Genomic DNA, 15,954 nt, shown 5'->3' on the forward strand with positions numbered 1-15,954 from the left:
GGATCAGCGGTTGCCGCGTTGGGTGAAGGCCCCGGCGTCCTCAGCCGCTTTACGGATCGCGCGGGATTTGTTCACCGTTTCTTGGAACTCCGCTTCCGGGTCGCTGTCATAGACGACGCCGCCGCCGGCTTGGATATAGAGCGTCTCATCTTTCACCACAGCGGTGCGGAGCGCGATGCACATATCCATATCGCCCCCGGCCGAGAAATATCCCACGCCGCCGCCATAGACACCGCGTTTTTCCGGTTCCAACTCATCAATGATTTCCATCGCCCGCACTTTGGGCGCGCCGGAAACGGTGCCCGCTGGCAGACCGGCCAGAAGCGCGGAGAGCGCATCATGCTCGTCGGAGAGTTCGCCCACCACATTCGAGACGATATGCATCACATGAGAATAGCGCTCGACAATGAACTCTTCGGTGGGCCGGACCGTGCCGATCTTTGACACACGGCCGGTGTCGTTCCGGCCCAAATCCAGCAGCATCAGATGTTCGGCAAGCTCTTTCTCATCGGCCAGTAGATCGGCTTCCAGCGCTTTGTCTTCGTCGGCTGTGGCCCCCTTGGGCGGGTGCCTGCAATCGGGCGGATCGTCACCTCACCATCGAACACCCGGACCAGGATTTCGGGGCTGGCGCCGACCACCTGAAACGGGCCGAAATTGAAGAAGAACATGAATGGCGAGGGGTTGGTCCGCCGCAGCGCCCGGTAAAGCGCAAAAGGCGGTTCCGAGAAGGTTTGGCGCCAGCGTTGCGACGGGACGACCTGAAAAATATCGCCTGCGCGAATATAATCCTTGGCGGTTTCAACGGCGGCCAGGTAGTCCGCCTTGGCGAAGTTCGAGACTGGCGCGGCGGTCTGTGTCACCTCGCCCATTTCACGCGAAGCGGTCGTGGGCGCACGTTCCAGATCGCGGAGCGCATCGCTCACCCGTTCAGCCGCCTGGGCATAGGCCGCGCGGGCCGACAAACCACCACCGACCCAGGCGGGCGACACCACGGTGACTTCGCCTTTAACCCCATCCAGAACCGCAATCACTGAAGGGCGCATCATCACCGCATCGGGCAGACCAAGCGGATCGGGGTTCACGTTTGGCAGATGTTCGACCAGGCGGATCATGTCATAGCCGAGATACCCGAAAAGACCCGCCGCCGCCGCGGGCAGGTCATCGGGCATATCGATCGCGCTCTCGGCCAAAATCTCGCGGAGCGCGTCTAGGGGCGGCGCGTCGCAAGCGGCGAAGGCATCGCGATCAAAGCGGGCCGTCCGGTTGATCCGGCTGGTCTCGCCCCGGCATTCCCAGATCAGATCGGGCTTCAATCCGATGATCGAATAGCGGCCACGGATTTCGCCGCCGGTGACGCTTTCCAGGATGAAACTGTCCTGCCCGGCCTCGGCGAGTTTCATCATCACCGACACCGGCGTGTCCAGATCGGCCGCCAGCCGGGCATAGACAAGCTGGTTGCGGCCCGCCTCCCAGCCTTCGGCAAAGTGCTCGAATGTCGGGGTCAACGCCATGGCTCAGGGGAACTGCGCGTGCACGGCGTTGATCGTCGTGGGGTTGAGAGAGATGCCGACATCGGCCTCAAGCGCTTGGCCAAAGGCCTCAAACACGTCCTGCGCGATGGATTGCGTGCCCTGTTCGCCGATCAGGGCCAAAAGCGCGTCGGTGCCGGGGGTGCCACGCGCGCCGCTGTTGATGGCGTCAAGCCGGGCGATCACGGCGAATTCTGCGCCGGGGATCACAGCGGTATCGCCCACCGCCGCGAGTTGGAACATCTGCGCCACCAGGGTCGGGGGCAGATCTGGGATGAAGTCTTGCCGCCGGATTTGCACCTCTTGGGTGACCCGCGGGCCAAGCTCTTCCAATGCGCCGCCGGAGATCATCTCCGACACCAAGGTATTGGCGCGGGCGGTGACCTGATCGCGCAGCTCTCCGGCGCGCCAGCTGGCCTCCACCTCATCGCGGATATCGTCTAGATCGGGCAGGGTGGGCGGCACAATCGCGTCCAGGCGCAAGGCAAAAAGCCCGCCATCGGACAGCTCCAGAAGTTCGGGAAAATCCCCCTCCTGCGCGGCGGCTGCGGCCGCGCGGAACGCGTCATAGCCTGCGATGCCTTCATCGGAGCCAGGACGCCAGTCGATGGTGCCCAGTTCCATGATTGTGTCTTCGGCGAGCTCTTCCAAGGTCGCGCCGCCCGCCATCAGGTCATCCACATCGGTCCGGATATCGCCAATTGCCCGGCGCGCAGCCTCGGAGGCCAATTCAGCCCGCAGATCCGGCTCGGCATCCTCGAACGGCACCTGGGTTGCGTCCAAGATGGCATTCACCCGGAACAGGGCAGGGCCAAAGACGCTGTCCACCGGGCCGATGATGTCTTCATCTTCGGTGCCAAAAATCGCCTCGGCGGCGGCATCGCTGAGATCTTCGCGGGCGACTTCGCCCAGATCCACATCTTCCAGGGTGAGACCCCGGGCAGCGATCAGATCATCATAACTGCTGTCGCCAGCATCCAAGGCGGTACGGGCGGCCTCGGCCTCTTCCTGCGAGGGGTAGACCAGGCGCTCCAACAGGCGGCGTTCGGGTTGATTGTAAAGCTCGCCGCGCTCGTCATAAAGCTCGCGTAAGGTGGTTTCGTTGACCTCGACATCATCCATGATCATCGTCGGGCGCACCCAGGCATAGGTGATGGTGCGGGCCTCAGGCCGGGTGAATTGCGCGGCGTTTTCTTCGTATTCTGCGGCCAAATCCGCGTCATTCGGCGCGCGCAGCCCGGTGGGCAGGTCCAGTTCGGTCACCCGGAGGAGCGAGAAATCTCGCGTCTCGGTCTGATAGGCGGTGAGGGTTTCGGCAAAAAGCGGCGGGGCGGAGACACCGCCAACAATCGCGACTTGCAACAGCGAGCGGGCCACATCCTCGCGCAGGTTCTGTTCAAACTCCGCCGGTGTGAGCCCGGCATCGCGCAGGGCGAATTCATAGCCAGCGCGGTCGAAACTGCCATCCGAGCCCATGAAGCCGCTGGTTTCCTGCACTTGGCGGGCCACCTCTTCGTCGCCGACGGAGATGCCCATGGCGCGGGTCTCATGGGCCAAGGCCGCGCGGGCCACCAATCCGTCCAACACGGCGCGGTCGACGCCTTGCGCCGCCAAATCGCGCAAGCTGATCGGGCGTCCGGTCTGTGCAACTTGGGCGCTGATCTCGCGCTGCAGTGCCCGGGCATATTCATTGGCGGTGATCCGGGCGTCGCCGACGCTGCCGATCTGACTGGCCGAGCCGGTGAAACTGGTGATGCCAAACCCGGTCAAGGCCAGCATCAACAGCCCCAAGATGATCCAGACAAAGATGTTCGATGCTTTTTTGGCGGCGTTCTTGGCCATCGCGGCAGGTCCCTCCCAAGGGCGTCGTTTGCAGTGATCTACGCGCTCGGGCGTAAGGGGGCAAGAGGTGGCTAGGTCGAGAGCTGCGCCAGTCGGTCCACCACATCTGACAAGCCCTCTGCATCGGCATTGGCAAAGGCGATCCGCAAGGTCGCTTCCGCCTGACCGTTGCCGCCCTGATCTTTGGCCGGGCCAAACATCGTGCCCGGCAGAACCAAGATGCCCGCATCATGCACCAAACGTTGCGCGACTTGATCAGAGGGCTGCGAAAACGGGTGTTTCGCATAAGCGAAGTAAGCACCACAGCCCAGAAGTTGCCAACCAGGCAGGCGTTGGAACCCGGAGACCAACGCATCGCGGCGGCGCAGGATTTCCAGCCGTTCGCCCGCCAGCCAATCGCCCAGATGCCGCATCCCCCAAAGCGCGCCGATCTGGCCGATCTGTGGCGGGCAGATTGCAACCGTGTCGAGGAACTTCTCCACTTCGATCAGACGGGTGGGGGAGGCCATGACGGCACCAACCCGATGGCCGGTCAACCGATAGGCCTTGGAGAAGGAATAAAGATGGATCAGCGTCTCATCCCAATCCGGATCGGTGAAGAGATCATGCGGCGCACCGGTCTGCGAATGAAAATCGCGATAGGTTTCATCGAGGATCAGGGCCAACCCATGCCGTTTGGCCAGATCGTAAAAGGCGCGGAGCAGGGCGGCGGGGTATTCAACACCGCCGGGATTATTCGGGCTGACCAGGATGATCGCCCGGGTCCGATCACAGATCAGTGTCTCGGCCTCTTCGGGGTTGGGCAACAGATCGTCGCCGGTGGGCAAGAGTTTGGCCTCAACCCCCTCCATGTCGAGCCACATCTTGTGGTTGAAATACCAAGGTGTTGGCAAGATCACCGCATCGCCGGCGCCCGCAAGCGTCGAGAGTGTGCTTGTGAAGGCTTGGTTACACCCCGCGGTTACGGCCACTTGGTCGGGCCGGATCACACCGCCGTAGCCTGTGCTCCATTGGATGGCCAATTCGGCGCGCAACACCGGCAGACCAAGAACCGGCCCATAAAGATGACTCTCCGGAACCGTCAAAAGCGCTTCCGCCATGGCCTGTCGCAACGGCTCCGGTGGTGGGGCCACAGGGGCGGCTTGGCTGAGATTGATCAACGGGCGGTCCTCAGGGAAGCTCACCCCGTCGATCCAGCGTCGCGCCTCCATCACCGGCGGCGCAATGGTCGCCGCATAGCGCGGATTTACCGGGGTGGGCCTAACGCCTGACATCCTGTCTCTCCTCACAGCGCCTTGAAACGCGCAGCAGATGCGCCGCGTATCAGTCCCACGCCGCTTGCCAACCGCCGCGCGCTCTCAGGAGCGCGCCAAATCATGTGTATCGTGGCCCGGAACGGGCCTCCGCTTAACAACAGGCAAGACCAGTCTAGGCTCAGAACGGAATCTCATCATCCATATCGCCGCCACCGCCGAAGCCGCCAGCGGGCCCGCCGCGATCATCGGGCGGCCCGCCACGGTCTTCGCCATAACCACCGCCTCCGCCATAACCGCCTCCGCCACCGCCGCCTTCATTGCGACCGTCGAGCATGGTCAGGGTGCTGCCGAACCCTTGCAGCACCACTTCGGTCGAATAGCGATCCTGACCGCTTTGATCCTGCCACTTGCGGGTCTGCAACTGGCCTTCGATATAGACCTTCGAGCCTTTGCGCAGATACTGCTCCGCCACCCGCACCAACCCTTCATTGAAGATCGCGACAGAATGCCATTCGGTCTTCTCACGGCGTTCGCCGGTGTTGCGGTCTTTCCACGTCTCCGAGGTCGCGATGCGCAGGTTGCAGACTTTGCCGCCGTTCTGGAACGTGCGGACCTCTGGGTCGCGGCCCAGATTGCCTATCAAGATCACTTTGTTGACGGAACCGGCCATGTCACCTCCCAAATGTCGTGTCGCGAATCTGCGTTTGCCCGAGAGTTAGAGCATCCGTATCTGATGATTGAAAGGCGAATTGCCCGGCCTGAACCCGTTGGTCTGGAAACTTGCAGGTTTTTTTGTATGATGCCGCGACTGGTTAATGGCTTTGGAAGGATCGGGGCCGTGATGGGGGATAGGCTTGGGGCGATGCGCTTGGCGCAGATGGCGTTTGGCTTTTGTCTGGCCGCGCTGCTGGCGGCGCCGGCATTGGCGGATCGACTGGACCGGTTTGGGGCCGCAACCCGGCTCCTCGATAGTCGGGCCGCAACGCAGTATTCGGGCTCGGTGCGGCTGACGCCAAATTATACCGAAGGCACCCGGTCGGCCTCCACCATCGTGCCGCGTTGGACGGGCAGCTATCGCGGGCCTTACTTGGATATCGCCCGTGCGGCGGCACGTCGCCATGGCATCCCCGAGGACTTGTTCCTGCGTCTGGTCTCGCAGGAAAGCAATTGGAACCCCAACGCGGTCAGCCATGCCGGTGCGATTGGCCTGGCGCAGCTCATGCCGGGAACGGCGCGCATTCTTGGCGTGAACCCGCGCGACCCGTCGCAGAACCTCGACGGCGGCGCGCGCTATCTGGCCGAGCAATATCGCACCTTCGGCTCCTGGCGGCTGGCACTTGCGGCCTATAACGCGGGGCCCGAGGCGGTGAACCGGCATAATGGTGTCCCGCCTTATCGCGAGACCCGGAACTACGTGCGGATCATCCTCGGCACCAGCTAGGCCTCAGATCGCCTTCAACGCCCGCAATCCGTCACGCAACGCGTCCGCCTCTGGCGCACCGGCCTCCAAGGCGAAGACATAAGCGTGGGTCAGATAAAACGCCCGCGCTTGATCGGTTTCTGCTGCCTCCGACGCTTGCCTATAAAGCTCGATCAGCGCGGCCCTATTGCCCGCCGCATGGGCGGCGAGCAGCGCCGCGTCTAATTCTTCGCGAGTCATTCGCGGGCAGCGGCAATCCGGCCAGCGACCCAGGCATGGAACATGTGGGTTGGTCCATCCATCGCCGGTGAAAACCGCCCGCCGTCAAACCCTGGGGCGGCGCGACCGGCCTGCATCCCTTCGACAACAAAGATGTCCTCCTCGAATACCTCTTTCCAAAGCGCTGCATTCCGCTCTCGCAGCCCCTGATCTGTGTCGGGCTGGGCATAATAGAGATGCACATGTTCCCGCGTTTGATTGTGCGCCACCGGTTCCAAAATGATGGTGAACGCATGGTCGCGATGCACGCCGAGAAGCACATTGGGATAGACGGCGATGTATTCCGCGGCGGTGTCCCAGGTGTCGGAGAGGTCGTCGAAATCGGGGAAACTCTTGCCGTCCTCGTCTTTCAGCTGACGATAGACATAAGTGCCCTGGCCGGAATACCGCCCCTCCGCCTCGATATGATAGTGATCCTCAAGGCGGGAATAGCTGTTCAGACCGGGATGAATCCAGGGCAGGTGGTAGCTTTCGCAGTAATTCTCCACCGCGAGCTTCCAGTTGGTGGCCACCTCCAAGATGAAGCTGCTGCCCGCGCCGCCATGGTGCAGCGGTTGGTCAAACTCAGACCAGCGGGCGATGAGATCGGCATGAACGTCTTCGAATGGCGCGGCCTCGCCGGAGAGGTTCACAAACACCACATCGCGCCAGATATGGCTGCGCACCTCCACCAGCCCAAGCGTCGCTCTGTCGATCCCCGCATGGGTGTTTTGCCCAGGTCCGCCCACATGGGGTGTGGCGACCAGGCGGCCATCCTTGGCATAGCACCAGGAATGATAAGGGCACCGGATTGCGCCTTCGATCTTGCGCGGCTCGGAAACCAGGATCATCCCTCGATGGCGGCAGATGTTTTGGAACACCCGAACCTGATCATTGTCGTCTCGGAGCAGCAGCAAGGGCTGACCTAGAAAGCTGATCGGCACCGCGTCACCGACCTCAGGCACATCCGAGCCGACCGCCAGGCCCGCCCAACCGGTCGCCAGAACCGCTTGGTTCTCTTCGGCGATGGTTGCTGGATCAGTGTAATGGGCATTGGGCAGCCCATGGGCCCGCTCAATCGGGGCCTGAACATCTTCCAATCCGGTGAGGCGAAAATCATCTGCCATGGGGACCCTCCGCTTTTGTCGGTTGCTCATTCTGCCCACAAGACTGGCGTGTCCGCGTTTTGGCCGTCTTCTTCATCGGCGACATGGCGGATGTCGCGAATAAGCCGTGATTTCCGACTGTGGCCTGGTACATTGATGCGATAAAAACGCGCTGTCATGTTGTGATATGAGACGCCAATGAAACCTTGCCTCTCTCTGCCAGAGGGCCGCTTGCGACCGACGGAGCCCGGGGATCTCAACGCGGTCCTGGCGCTTTTGCATGATCCTGACGTGCGGCGCTTCCTCTGCGATGACATCGTGCTACCACGTGCGACGGTGGCCGATATGTTGGCGCGCAGCGATGCGTTGGCTGCGCGGGGTCTGGGCCTCTGGGTGATCGAAACAAGCCGCGGCAGCGTGGCTGGTTTGGCCGGGTTGGAGCCGGTGTCAGCTGAGATTGCGGTGGCGGCGGATATGGGCGGGAAGATCGAACCGCTTATTGCCGTTGACCCGGCTTATTGGGGGCGCGGTCTGGCACGGGGCGGGCTAGAGGCGCTTATCGATTATGCCCGCGACACGCTTGGTTTGACCGAACTTGTGGCGTCGGTCGATGTTCCCAATCATCGCTCTCGCCAGTTGATGCAGCGCTGTGGATTTACCGATCATGGCCATGCGGCCGGACCCGCGCATAGGTTGGTTCTCTATCGGATGGTGCTGGGCGGCCCCGCAACCGCAGAGTGATCTGTCGGGCGCTTGGCCCAGGATTCATCCCTGATCAAGAAGGGCCGAAACCGGCGTATCCGGGCTCAGCCCCATCTTTTCGCACAACGCCGCGCGGCCTCGGGCCAGGCGGGAGGTCACCGTTCCGATCGGCAGGCCGGTGGCGGCCGCGATCTCGGCATAGCTTTGACCTTCGATCGCGCGGAGCCGAAGCAGCTGCGCTTGCTCCGGTGGCAGGGCGTCGATGGCGGCCAAGGTGTCAGCGCAGGCGAGGCGGGCCGGGGCTTCGGGCGCTTGGCCAGGATCTGCCGTGAGTTCCGAGAAGGGGAGACTGCGCGCGCGGGCGCGGTTGCGCAGTGCGGTGAAGGCATAGGCGCGCAGATCGGTAATCTCGCCCGCGTCCGGGTCGGCCATCCGGGTCCAGACCCTGAGAAGGGTATCTTGGACCAGATCGTCGGCATCTTCCCAAGTCCGACTAAGCCGACGGCCCACGCGTCTCAGATCAGGCAAAAGCGCTTCGAGATGGCGGGCCGTGTCCGTTGGTATCACGCGCGGCTCGGGCGGTTTTGGCGGAAATTGGAACGCTGGGGTGTCGGGCATAGCGCCTCTCGGGCAGGGATCACGAGTGAGGCGCATAGGATTAGGGGCGACGGGCGGTCTTGCAATCTCCGGTCCGGATTGTCGGCAACGCTTGGCTCAATGGTGCGCCGCATCGGCGGGGCTTTGCGACCCGGGGTTTGGATCGGCGGCGGGTTGCTGAGGCGGATCTGCGGGTTTAGCGGCGGGCTGCCGAAAATCCGGGCAAGTCCCGGTCATGGGATGAAATGCCGGTCGAGAGGGTCTTGGTATGCATGGGGGCCGCAAACAGGCGGTCCTCGGACACCAACTGTTCTCAAAGGAGACATCACGGATGACCTTTCCCCAAATCCAACAGGCCAATGGCCGCCGCACATTTGCCCTCTGGCTCGGCGCTCTGGCGCTTGTCATGGGTCTCGTTGCCGCAAGCTATGCGATGGGCCAAGGCTCTTCGCTGGATACCGATGGCGACGGGCTGGTCTCGTATACCGAGCTTCTGATGGCCATGCCTGATATGACCGAGACCGATTTCGCCACGCTGGACGCGGACGAAAGCGGCGCTCTGGACGCCGATGAACTGAATGCGGCGCAAGAGGCAGGCATCATTCCCGCCGGTTAACGCGGGGGACCGTACGCATGGGCCCCTCGTAATCCCCGATCCACCGAGGGGCGTATGAATACGGGAAACCGGCGCGGCTGTTATGCCTCGGCTGCGCCGGTTTTTTCTTTGAGTCTGTTGTCAAACGGAGGCCCGTTCTGGGCCGCTGTTTTTGCTTTTGGCTGCGTTTTGTCGGGCGGTTCCGCGCCGGATGCGGGATCAGACGCCGCGGGCGATGGCGGCCACGCCGGTCCGAGCCAGACGGACATCGCCCAAGGGGCGCATCAGATCGCAAAACGCGTCGATCTTGTCTGGTGTCCCAGTGATCTCGAAGACGAAGCTTTCAAGCGTCGAATCCACCACATTGGCGCGGAAAATCTCGGCGATCCTGAGCGCTTCGACCCGGGCCTCGCCTTTGCCCATGACTTTGATCAGCGCCAATTCGCGGCTGACAAATGCCCCTTCGACCGAAAGGTCCGCCACTTCGTGCACCGGCACCATGCGCTCAAGCTGCATCTTGATCTGGTTGATCACCTGCGGTGTGCCCGAGGTCACGATCGTGATCCGGCTCCGATGGCCCTCATGATCGACCTCGGCCACGGTAAGGCTGTCGATGTTATAGCCGCGGCCGGAGAAGAGCCCGATGACGCGGGCAAGGACGCCCGCCTCGTTGGTGACCAGCACGGCCAGCGTGTGGGTCTCAATCTCTTCCGACATATGACTGCGAAGGTCATAGGCAGAATGGCTCGAGGCGCCTTTTTCGATTTTGAGCGGGGACATAAGGGATCTTTCGGTCTTGTGGTGGGGGATCCCACCGGAGTGTGTCATCTATGATCGGCGGGGTGTCTGAGTCAAAAGGCTCAGACCATCACCGCGCCATCAGCATCAATCGCATCTTTGGTCGAGGCTTCGCCCAAGAGCATCTCGTTATGCGCTTTGCCCGAGGGGATCATCGGGAAGCAGTTTTCATGCTTCTCGACCAAGCAATCGAAGATCACCGGCCCATCATGGTTGATCATCTCCATGATTGCGTCATCCAGATCGGCGGGGTCGGAACACAAAATGCCCTTGGCCCCAAACGCCTCGGCCAGTTTCACGAAATCGGGCAGCGCCTCAGACCAGCTATGGGAATAGCGCTCCCCATGCAGCAGCTCTTGCCACTGTCGGACCATGCCCAGGCGCTCGTTGTTCATGATGAACTGTTTGACGGGCAGGCGGAACTGCACCGCGGTGCCCATCTCTTGCATATTCATCAGCCATGAAGCTTCACCCGCCACATTGATCACCAAGGCGTCAGGATGGGCAACCTGCACCCCGACTGGAAGCCGGGACGCCATAGCCCATCGTGCCGAGGCCGCCCGAGGTCATCCAACGGTTCGGGTCTTCAAAGCCCAAATACTGCGCGGCCCACATCTGATGCTGGCCCACCTCGGTGCAGATATACCGGTCGTGGTCTTTGGTCAGCGCCTCAAGCCGCTCCAAGGCATATTGCGGTTTGATCACCTTGGTGTCGGCTTTGTAATCCAGGCAGCGGACCGTCTTCCAGGTTTCGATCTGCTCCCACCATTTGGCCAGCCCGGCCGAGTTGGTTTTACGCCCGCGCGCTTTCCAGACCCTGAGCATATCCTCCAGCACGTGGCCGACATCGCCGATGATCGGGAAATCGGCATGGATCACTTTGTTGATCGAGGAGGGGTCGATATCCACATGCGCCTTCCGGCTGCCGGGCGAGAAATCCGCGATCCGTCCGGTGATCCGGTCGTCAAACCGCGCGCCGATATTGATCATCAGGTCGCAGCCATGCATCGCCAGATTGGCCTCGTAGAGACCATGCATCCCCAGCATGCCGAGCCAGTTCTTGCCAGAGGCGGGGTAGCTGCCCAGACCCATCAGGGTCGAGGTGATCGGGAAGCCGGTGGCATCCACCAACTCGCGCAGCAGGGTGCTGGCCTGCGGGCCGGAATTGATCACGCCGCCGCCGGTATAGAAAAGCGGGCGTTCCGCCGTCTCCATCGCCTCGACCAACGCGGTGATCATGTCGATATCGCCTTTTACGCGCGGCTGATAATGGCTGACCTTGGTTTTGGCTTTTTCGGTATAGTTGCCGGTGGCGAATTGCACATCTTTCGGGATGTCGATCAGAACCGGGCCGGGGCGGCCGGCGCTGGCGATATGAAACGCCTCGTGAATCGTGCTGGCCAGCTTGTCGGTTTCTTTCACCAACCAGTTCATCTTGGTACAGGGCCGGGTGATGCCGACGGTGTCAGCCTCCTGAAACGCGTCGGAGCCGATCATGAAGGTCGGCACCTGGCCGGTCAGAACCACGATCGGGATCGAATCCATCAGCGCATCGGTCAGGCCGGTCACCGCATTGGTGGCGCCGGGACCCGAGGTCACCAGAACAACGCCAGGCTTGCCAGTCGCGCGCGCATATCCCTCGGCCGCGTGGACCGCCCCTTGTTCATGGCGCACCAGGATGTGGCGGATCTCGTTTTGCTGAAACACCTCGTCATAAATCGGTAGGACCGCGCCGCCGGGATAGCCGAATACCGTGTCGACGCCCTGATCCTTCAGAGCTTCAACCACCATTTTTGCGCCGGTCATCTGACGTGTCATCGTTTTGGTCCTTTTGTCACGCGCCTGCCTATCAGGCCGTCAGGTTTGCATAAAAAAGCCCCCGGTGAGACGGGGGCGCATGGGGTACCGATATGGTTGTCGTCACCGACCCATGCGCGTGTTTCCTACAAGTACGAGAATGCCAAGCATTCCAGAGGCTCCTTTACGTTGCGGGGCGAGATTAGGAGCGACGGAAAGGGGCGTCAACAGCCAAATCTGTTCTGAAAGTGTCGTGCGTGCAGTTTTTTGCGCAATATTGCTGCGCCAAACTGTCGCCAGGGCGCGGAAATGGAATTTGGGCCCGGATTTACTCCGGGCACATCATCGCGGCCAATTGCGCGTTTGCCATCTCTGGGGCGGCTTCCGGGCTGATCCCGCTTGTTTCAGGGAAGAAAGTCAGGACCTCTTGGAGCTGCGCCGTAAGCAGCTCATGCGAAAGCGGGGCCGGGGTGACCGGGGCGGCGAGGTGCAAATGCATCGGAAGGTTTTGGCAGGTCAGATCCGCCTCATTCAGATCGACCAGATTGAGACGGGTCTCGCCAATCAGGCGATAGTGGATCTCACCGGCGCGGGGCGAGAACACGATCTGCCATTGAGTCACTGGGTTGGCGAGATCCTGCAGCAGGCGGATGGCAGTTGTATCATCAACTGGCCCGCTTTGTGCCCGCGCCGCGATTGCGCCGATGGCAAAACGTTCCAGGCTGGACGGGACGGCAGAGTGCGATCCGTGCGGGATCGGGCGGTTGCCACCAAACCCGTCAAACACGGTGATCTCATTGAGCAGGTCGTCATAGCTTGTATTGGTCAGGGCAGGGATCGGCATCTCGTGGCCGCGATGTATGTCTATGCCAGAGTCGCGCGGCGTCAGGATCGCCATGTCGCCACGGGCATCGGCCATAAAGAAGTGAATCGGAACCATCCCGACAATGGCAACCTGGTCCAATAGCGTGAGCGCCTCCTCCACAGTTGCCGCGCTGTCCAGCAACAGCTGAATGAACTCCAATTCATTGACGATTGGCCGGGTCGGCGGCCCGCCATACACGACCGCGTCATTCCACATCAGCGTGACGACCAGGCCTTCGGTGTTCTGGCCGGCGGTCGGCATGCCCGGCCCAAACTGATTGAACGTCACGCTGCCGAAGCGAGCGGTCCAGACGTGGCCAGCAGCACCCATGATTGAGCGACGCTCGGCACCAGCGGGGTTGAGAAGAAGGATGCCCGCGCCGCTGTCCGACTGGTCGTAGCTATAAACAATGCGCAGATCGGCATCGCGTCCAAGGGCGACGGTTGAACAGGCCAATGCCAGTGATGAGAGTCCGAACAGCCAGATTGCGGCGCCAAGCCATGTGATCCGACGCATGAACGACAGACCACCTAAATGATTGACCATATGCTCTCTCCCACATCATTACGCGTTGAGATGGAGAGATGAAGCTTGAGCCTGACGACGGGCCGCAAGACGGTTTTCGTGAACTGCGCGGATCATTCGCCAATGGCGGTCCGTTGGTTGCGGCGTGCCCGAGACGATCTGGCTGGTTCGCTCGACACTGGCCCTGTTATGCGCCGGTGACAGTTTGAGGGGAGACTCATAAGGGAGTTTCGGTTGCTGTCAGAGCCGGTGAGACTCGCGTTTGCTGCGCCGTTTCGGTGACTCGTTTACGGTAGCAACTAAATTTTTGAGACTCCGCGAGAGTTAGCGATAACCACACACAACCATAGGTTGAAATTTCCGCGAAAACCCGATTTTGGTAAAAAAATTTGACAAAATCGGCGATTTCGGGTTGAAAACTGTTTGATGTGACGCAGGGCTTCGCTAACGTGCGTCTACCATAAACCAAAAACCGCTATCCGAGGGGGGTGGCGGAAATTCCAAATGGGGAGGATACCATATGGATCGTCGTTCTTTTCTGAGAACGTCTGCACTCGGTGGCGCAGCAGCGGCATCGACAACGCTGGCCGCACCGGCTTACGCGCAAGGTAACCGTACGCTGACGCTTGTGACGTCTGTTCCAGATGGGTTTGCCATCTTTGACGACGCGGCACAGATGGCTGCGGATCGCATCACTGCGATGACCGATGGCGCCCTAACCATCAACAAAATGCCGGCTGGCAGCTTGGTGGGCGCATTCGAAGTGTTCGACGCCGTGTCGTCCGGCCAGGCCGACATGTATCACTCGGCCGATTACTACTTCCTGAACCAGCACCCGGCCTTCGCCTTCTTCACCTCGGTGCCGTTTGGCATGACCGGTCAGGAAATGGCAAACTGGTATTACCACCGCGGTGGTCATGACCTGCACAACGAACTGGCCAGCCTGTTCAACCTGAAATCTTTCATGTGCGGCTCGACCGCGATGCAGCCCGGTGGCTGGTTCAACACCGAGATCACCTCGGCAGAAGACCTGCAGGGCCTGCGTTTCCGGATGCCCGGTCAGGGTGGTCAGGTGCTCGGTCGCCTTGGTGCTTCGGTTCAGAACATCCCCGGCGGTGAGATCTATCAGGCGCTGGCCTCGGGTCAGATCGACGGTGCCGAATGGATCGGGCCCTACGCGGATGAGCGGATGGGCTTCCAGGAGGTGACTAACACCTACTACACCTCGGGCTTCCACGAGCCGGGTTCGGCTCTGACCCTGTCCTTCAACCTCGAGGTTTGGGAATCGCTGACCGACCAGCAGAAAGAGATCGTGGATACGGCATGCCGTGCGGTCTATTCCGACAACCTCGCGCTGTCGCTTGCTGAAAACGGTGCAGCCTTGGCCCGTTTGCAGGCTGAGGGTGTCCAGGTTCGCGAATTCCCCGAGGATGTATGGGATGCCTTTGGTCGCGCCGCTGCGGAAGTGCGTGAGGAGAACATGGGTGATCCGATCTACGCACAGATCGCAGAGAGCTATTTCAGCTCGATGGCAGAATCGGCAACCTGGTTTGAACTCGGTGACGGCGAATACATGCGCCAGCGCAACCGGGTGAACGCGGCCTGATCCGCGACTGACCAACCGTTCCGCCCGGGCCTATCACGTCGGTCCGGGCGGAATATGCTCTTGCTTGCGCTTCATCCGATAGGGGACGCCGCGATCGCGGACGTTCGGGGGACCACCGCATGATCGATTTCATTTTATGGGTGCTGCAGAATATTGCGTTAGCGCCTTATAATCTCGCCATTGCCATCGCCAATCCAGGAGATTGGTTGAACTGGAGCAACCCCGAAGCGGTGATGCGCTTCATCTATTATGGGGCCTCGGTCGAGTTCTTCTTTGTCGTGTTCACCACCTTCTTGGTGCTCTCCGCGCTTGGCATGTTTTGGAAACGGTCGATCCTCTGGGGATGTGTCCGGGGTCTGGAAGCCTTTGCCAATGGCGTCGGACGCTTCGCCGCCTGGGCGGGCCTTTTGATGGTGCTGCAGCAAGTGATGATCGTGTTTCTGCAGCGGATCTTCCGCGTCGCGGAAATTCAGCTCGGGCCATTGGGCACGGCCTTCAGCCAAGATCTGAGCTGGTGGGGCGAAGAGCTGAAACTCTATAACGCGCTCGTTGTCTGCCTGTGTGTGTCCTACACCTTTGTGCAGGGCGGCCATGTCCGGGTCGATCTGGTCTATTCGGCGGTGCGGCACGGGACCCGGCGCGTGATCGACATGTTCGGTTGCTTGTTCTTCATGATACCAGCGATCACCATCACGTATCTCTATGCTTGGTTCTTTATGTGGCGGCACCTGATGACGCCGACCGTGACGGCGACCAGCGACATCGACCGGATGTTGATGCAGTCGCGCATTTTCCGCTGGAACGTGGAAACCATCGGTTTTAGCCCGAACGGCTTCAACGCGTATTTCTTGTTCAAAGTCCTGATTGTCGCCTTCTGCGTTCTCGTCTTCCTTCAGGCCATCGCGTTCTTCTGGCGCTCCTACCTGGAATGGGTCGAGGGCGAGGAAAGTGCGGGCAAATATCTGGACCGCGACAGAACCGGCGACGAGGCCGAAGATTTGGAACACGCCATTCACTCGGGCTCGACCTGAGGCAAGGCGACGACGGCAATCGCC

13 protein-coding genes and 2 pseudogenes are annotated in these 15,954 nt (G+C 61.2%); 5 read left to right on the forward strand and 10 right to left on the reverse strand.

Annotation, left to right across the window (positions count from 1 at the left end; translation table 11 throughout):
- Positions 1-3: 3 nt before the first annotated feature.
- The 4 genes and pseudogenes from trpE to QTA57_RS12490 all read right to left on the reverse strand — a co-directional run bounded on the left by trpE (position 4) and on the right by QTA57_RS12490 (position 5,300).
- Positions 4-1,514 (reverse strand): annotated as a pseudogene (gene trpE / locus QTA57_RS12475) (anthranilate synthase component I).
- Positions 1,515-1,517: 3 nt separating this feature from the next.
- Positions 1,518-3,374: a SurA N-terminal domain-containing protein gene (locus QTA57_RS12480; protein ID WP_290151781.1), complete on the reverse strand. Its 1,857-nt coding sequence runs from the start codon at positions 3,372-3,374 to the stop codon at positions 1,518-1,520.
- A 71-nt stretch (positions 3,375-3,445) separates the two neighbouring features.
- Positions 3,446-4,648, reverse strand: a complete 1,203-nt coding sequence (locus tag QTA57_RS12485; RefSeq protein ID WP_290151782.1) for an aminotransferase — start codon at positions 4,646-4,648, stop codon at positions 3,446-3,448.
- Positions 4,649-4,808: 160 nt separating this feature from the next.
- The gene (locus QTA57_RS12490; protein ID WP_290151783.1) at positions 4,809-5,300 is read right to left on the reverse strand and encodes a single-stranded DNA-binding protein; all 492 of its coding nucleotides are present in this window, start codon (positions 5,298-5,300) and stop codon (positions 4,809-4,811) included.
- Positions 5,301-5,507: 207 nt separating this feature from the next.
- Between QTA57_RS12490 and QTA57_RS12495 the strand changes: the two genes are divergently transcribed.
- Positions 5,508-6,071: a lytic transglycosylase domain-containing protein gene (locus tag QTA57_RS12495; RefSeq protein WP_290154910.1), complete on the forward strand. Its 564-nt coding sequence runs from the start codon at positions 5,508-5,510 to the stop codon at positions 6,069-6,071.
- A 3-nt stretch (positions 6,072-6,074) separates the two neighbouring features.
- Here QTA57_RS12495 and QTA57_RS12500 read toward each other — a convergent pair whose 3' ends face one another.
- Positions 6,075-6,290, reverse strand: a complete 216-nt coding sequence (locus tag QTA57_RS12500) for a hypothetical protein (RefSeq protein WP_290151785.1) — start codon at positions 6,288-6,290, stop codon at positions 6,075-6,077.
- Complete coding sequence (locus QTA57_RS12505) at positions 6,287-7,435, reverse strand: aromatic ring-hydroxylating oxygenase subunit alpha (protein ID WP_290151786.1); 1,149 nt, start codon at positions 7,433-7,435, stop codon at positions 6,287-6,289. Before QTA57_RS12505 ends, QTA57_RS12500 begins: the two co-directional genes overlap by 4 nt.
- A 177-nt stretch (positions 7,436-7,612) precedes the next feature.
- On the opposite strand from QTA57_RS12505, the gene QTA57_RS12510 reads away from it, so the two are divergent.
- Positions 7,613-8,155, forward strand: coding sequence for a GNAT family N-acetyltransferase (locus QTA57_RS12510; RefSeq protein WP_290151788.1), 543 nt, complete (start codon positions 7,613-7,615; stop codon positions 8,153-8,155).
- A gap of 24 nt (positions 8,156-8,179) precedes the next feature.
- On the opposite strand, the gene QTA57_RS12515 is transcribed toward QTA57_RS12510, so the two are convergent.
- On the reverse strand, positions 8,180-8,734 hold the full coding sequence (locus QTA57_RS12515; RefSeq protein ID WP_290151789.1) for an RNA polymerase sigma factor: 555 nt from the start codon (positions 8,732-8,734) through the stop codon (positions 8,180-8,182).
- 310 nt (positions 8,735-9,044) lie between these two features.
- Between QTA57_RS12515 and QTA57_RS12520 the strand changes: the two genes are divergently transcribed.
- Positions 9,045-9,329 (forward strand): EF-hand domain-containing protein, encoded by a 285-nt coding sequence (locus tag QTA57_RS12520; RefSeq protein WP_290151791.1) that lies wholly within the window; start codon positions 9,045-9,047, stop codon positions 9,327-9,329.
- Positions 9,330-9,527: 198 nt separating this feature from the next.
- Here QTA57_RS12520 and ilvN read toward each other — a convergent pair whose 3' ends face one another.
- The 3 genes and pseudogenes from ilvN to QTA57_RS12535 form a co-directional block, all read right to left on the reverse strand.
- Positions 9,528-10,088 carry an acetolactate synthase small subunit gene (ilvN, locus tag QTA57_RS12525; protein WP_145208448.1) on the reverse strand — a complete coding sequence of 187 codons (561 nt, stop codon included), beginning with the start codon at positions 10,086-10,088 and terminating at the stop codon, positions 9,528-9,530.
- Between the two features lie 80 nt (positions 10,089-10,168).
- Positions 10,169-11,924 (reverse strand): annotated as a pseudogene (locus QTA57_RS12530) (acetolactate synthase 3 large subunit).
- 307 nt (positions 11,925-12,231) lie between these two features.
- Complete coding sequence (locus QTA57_RS12535) at positions 12,232-13,314, reverse strand: carcinine hydrolase/isopenicillin-N N-acyltransferase family protein (protein WP_290151793.1); 1,083 nt, start codon at positions 13,312-13,314, stop codon at positions 12,232-12,234.
- Between the two features lie 499 nt (positions 13,315-13,813).
- Between QTA57_RS12535 and QTA57_RS12540 the strand changes: the two genes are divergently transcribed.
- On the forward strand, positions 13,814-14,899 hold the full coding sequence (locus QTA57_RS12540; protein ID WP_171559354.1) for a TRAP transporter substrate-binding protein: 1,086 nt from the start codon (positions 13,814-13,816) through the stop codon (positions 14,897-14,899).
- A gap of 119 nt (positions 14,900-15,018) precedes the next feature.
- Positions 15,019-15,930, forward strand: coding sequence for a TRAP transporter small permease subunit (locus tag QTA57_RS12545; protein WP_145208456.1), 912 nt, complete (start codon positions 15,019-15,021; stop codon positions 15,928-15,930).
- Positions 15,931-15,954: the final 24 nt, after the last annotated feature.

The organism is Fontisubflavum oceani (assembly GCF_030407165.1).
GTDB classification, from domain to species: Bacteria; Pseudomonadota; Alphaproteobacteria; order Rhodobacterales; family Rhodobacteraceae; genus Rhodophyticola; species Rhodophyticola oceani.

What these genes read in the sequence shown, in the direction of transcription:
- QTA57_RS12490 (WP_290151783.1), bottom strand. Translation starts at nt 5,300, where the DNA reads ATGGCCGGTTCCGTCAACAAAGTGATCTTGATAGGCAATCTGGGCCGC.
- ilvN (WP_145208448.1), bottom strand. Translation starts at nt 10,088, where the DNA reads ATGTCCCCGCTCAAAATCGAAAAAGGCGCCTCGAGCCATTCTGCCTAT.
- QTA57_RS12520 (WP_290151791.1), top strand. Translation starts at nt 9,045, where the DNA reads ATGACCTTTCCCCAAATCCAACAGGCCAATGGCCGCCGCACATTTGCC.
- QTA57_RS12540 (WP_171559354.1), top strand. Translation starts at nt 13,814, where the DNA reads ATGGATCGTCGTTCTTTTCTGAGAACGTCTGCACTCGGTGGCGCAGCA.
- QTA57_RS12510 (WP_290151788.1), top strand. Translation starts at nt 7,613, where the DNA reads ATGAAACCTTGCCTCTCTCTGCCAGAGGGCCGCTTGCGACCGACGGAG.
- QTA57_RS12515 (WP_290151789.1), bottom strand. Translation starts at nt 8,734, where the DNA reads ATGCCCGACACCCCAGCGTTCCAATTTCCGCCAAAACCGCCCGAGCCG.
- QTA57_RS12485 (WP_290151782.1), bottom strand. Translation starts at nt 4,648, where the DNA reads ATGTCAGGCGTTAGGCCCACCCCGGTAAATCCGCGCTATGCGGCGACC.
- QTA57_RS12535 (WP_290151793.1), bottom strand. Translation starts at nt 13,314, where the DNA reads ATGGTCAATCATTTAGGTGGTCTGTCGTTCATGCGTCGGATCACATGG.
- QTA57_RS12505 (WP_290151786.1), bottom strand. Translation starts at nt 7,435, where the DNA reads ATGGCAGATGATTTTCGCCTCACCGGATTGGAAGATGTTCAGGCCCCG.
- QTA57_RS12495 (WP_290154910.1), top strand. Translation starts at nt 5,508, where the DNA reads ATGGCGTTTGGCTTTTGTCTGGCCGCGCTGCTGGCGGCGCCGGCATTG.
- QTA57_RS12480 (WP_290151781.1), bottom strand. Translation starts at nt 3,374, where the DNA reads ATGGCCAAGAACGCCGCCAAAAAAGCATCGAACATCTTTGTCTGGATC.
- QTA57_RS12545 (WP_145208456.1), top strand. Translation starts at nt 15,019, where the DNA reads ATGATCGATTTCATTTTATGGGTGCTGCAGAATATTGCGTTAGCGCCT.
- QTA57_RS12500 (WP_290151785.1), bottom strand. Translation starts at nt 6,290, where the DNA reads ATGACTCGCGAAGAATTAGACGCGGCGCTGCTCGCCGCCCATGCGGCG.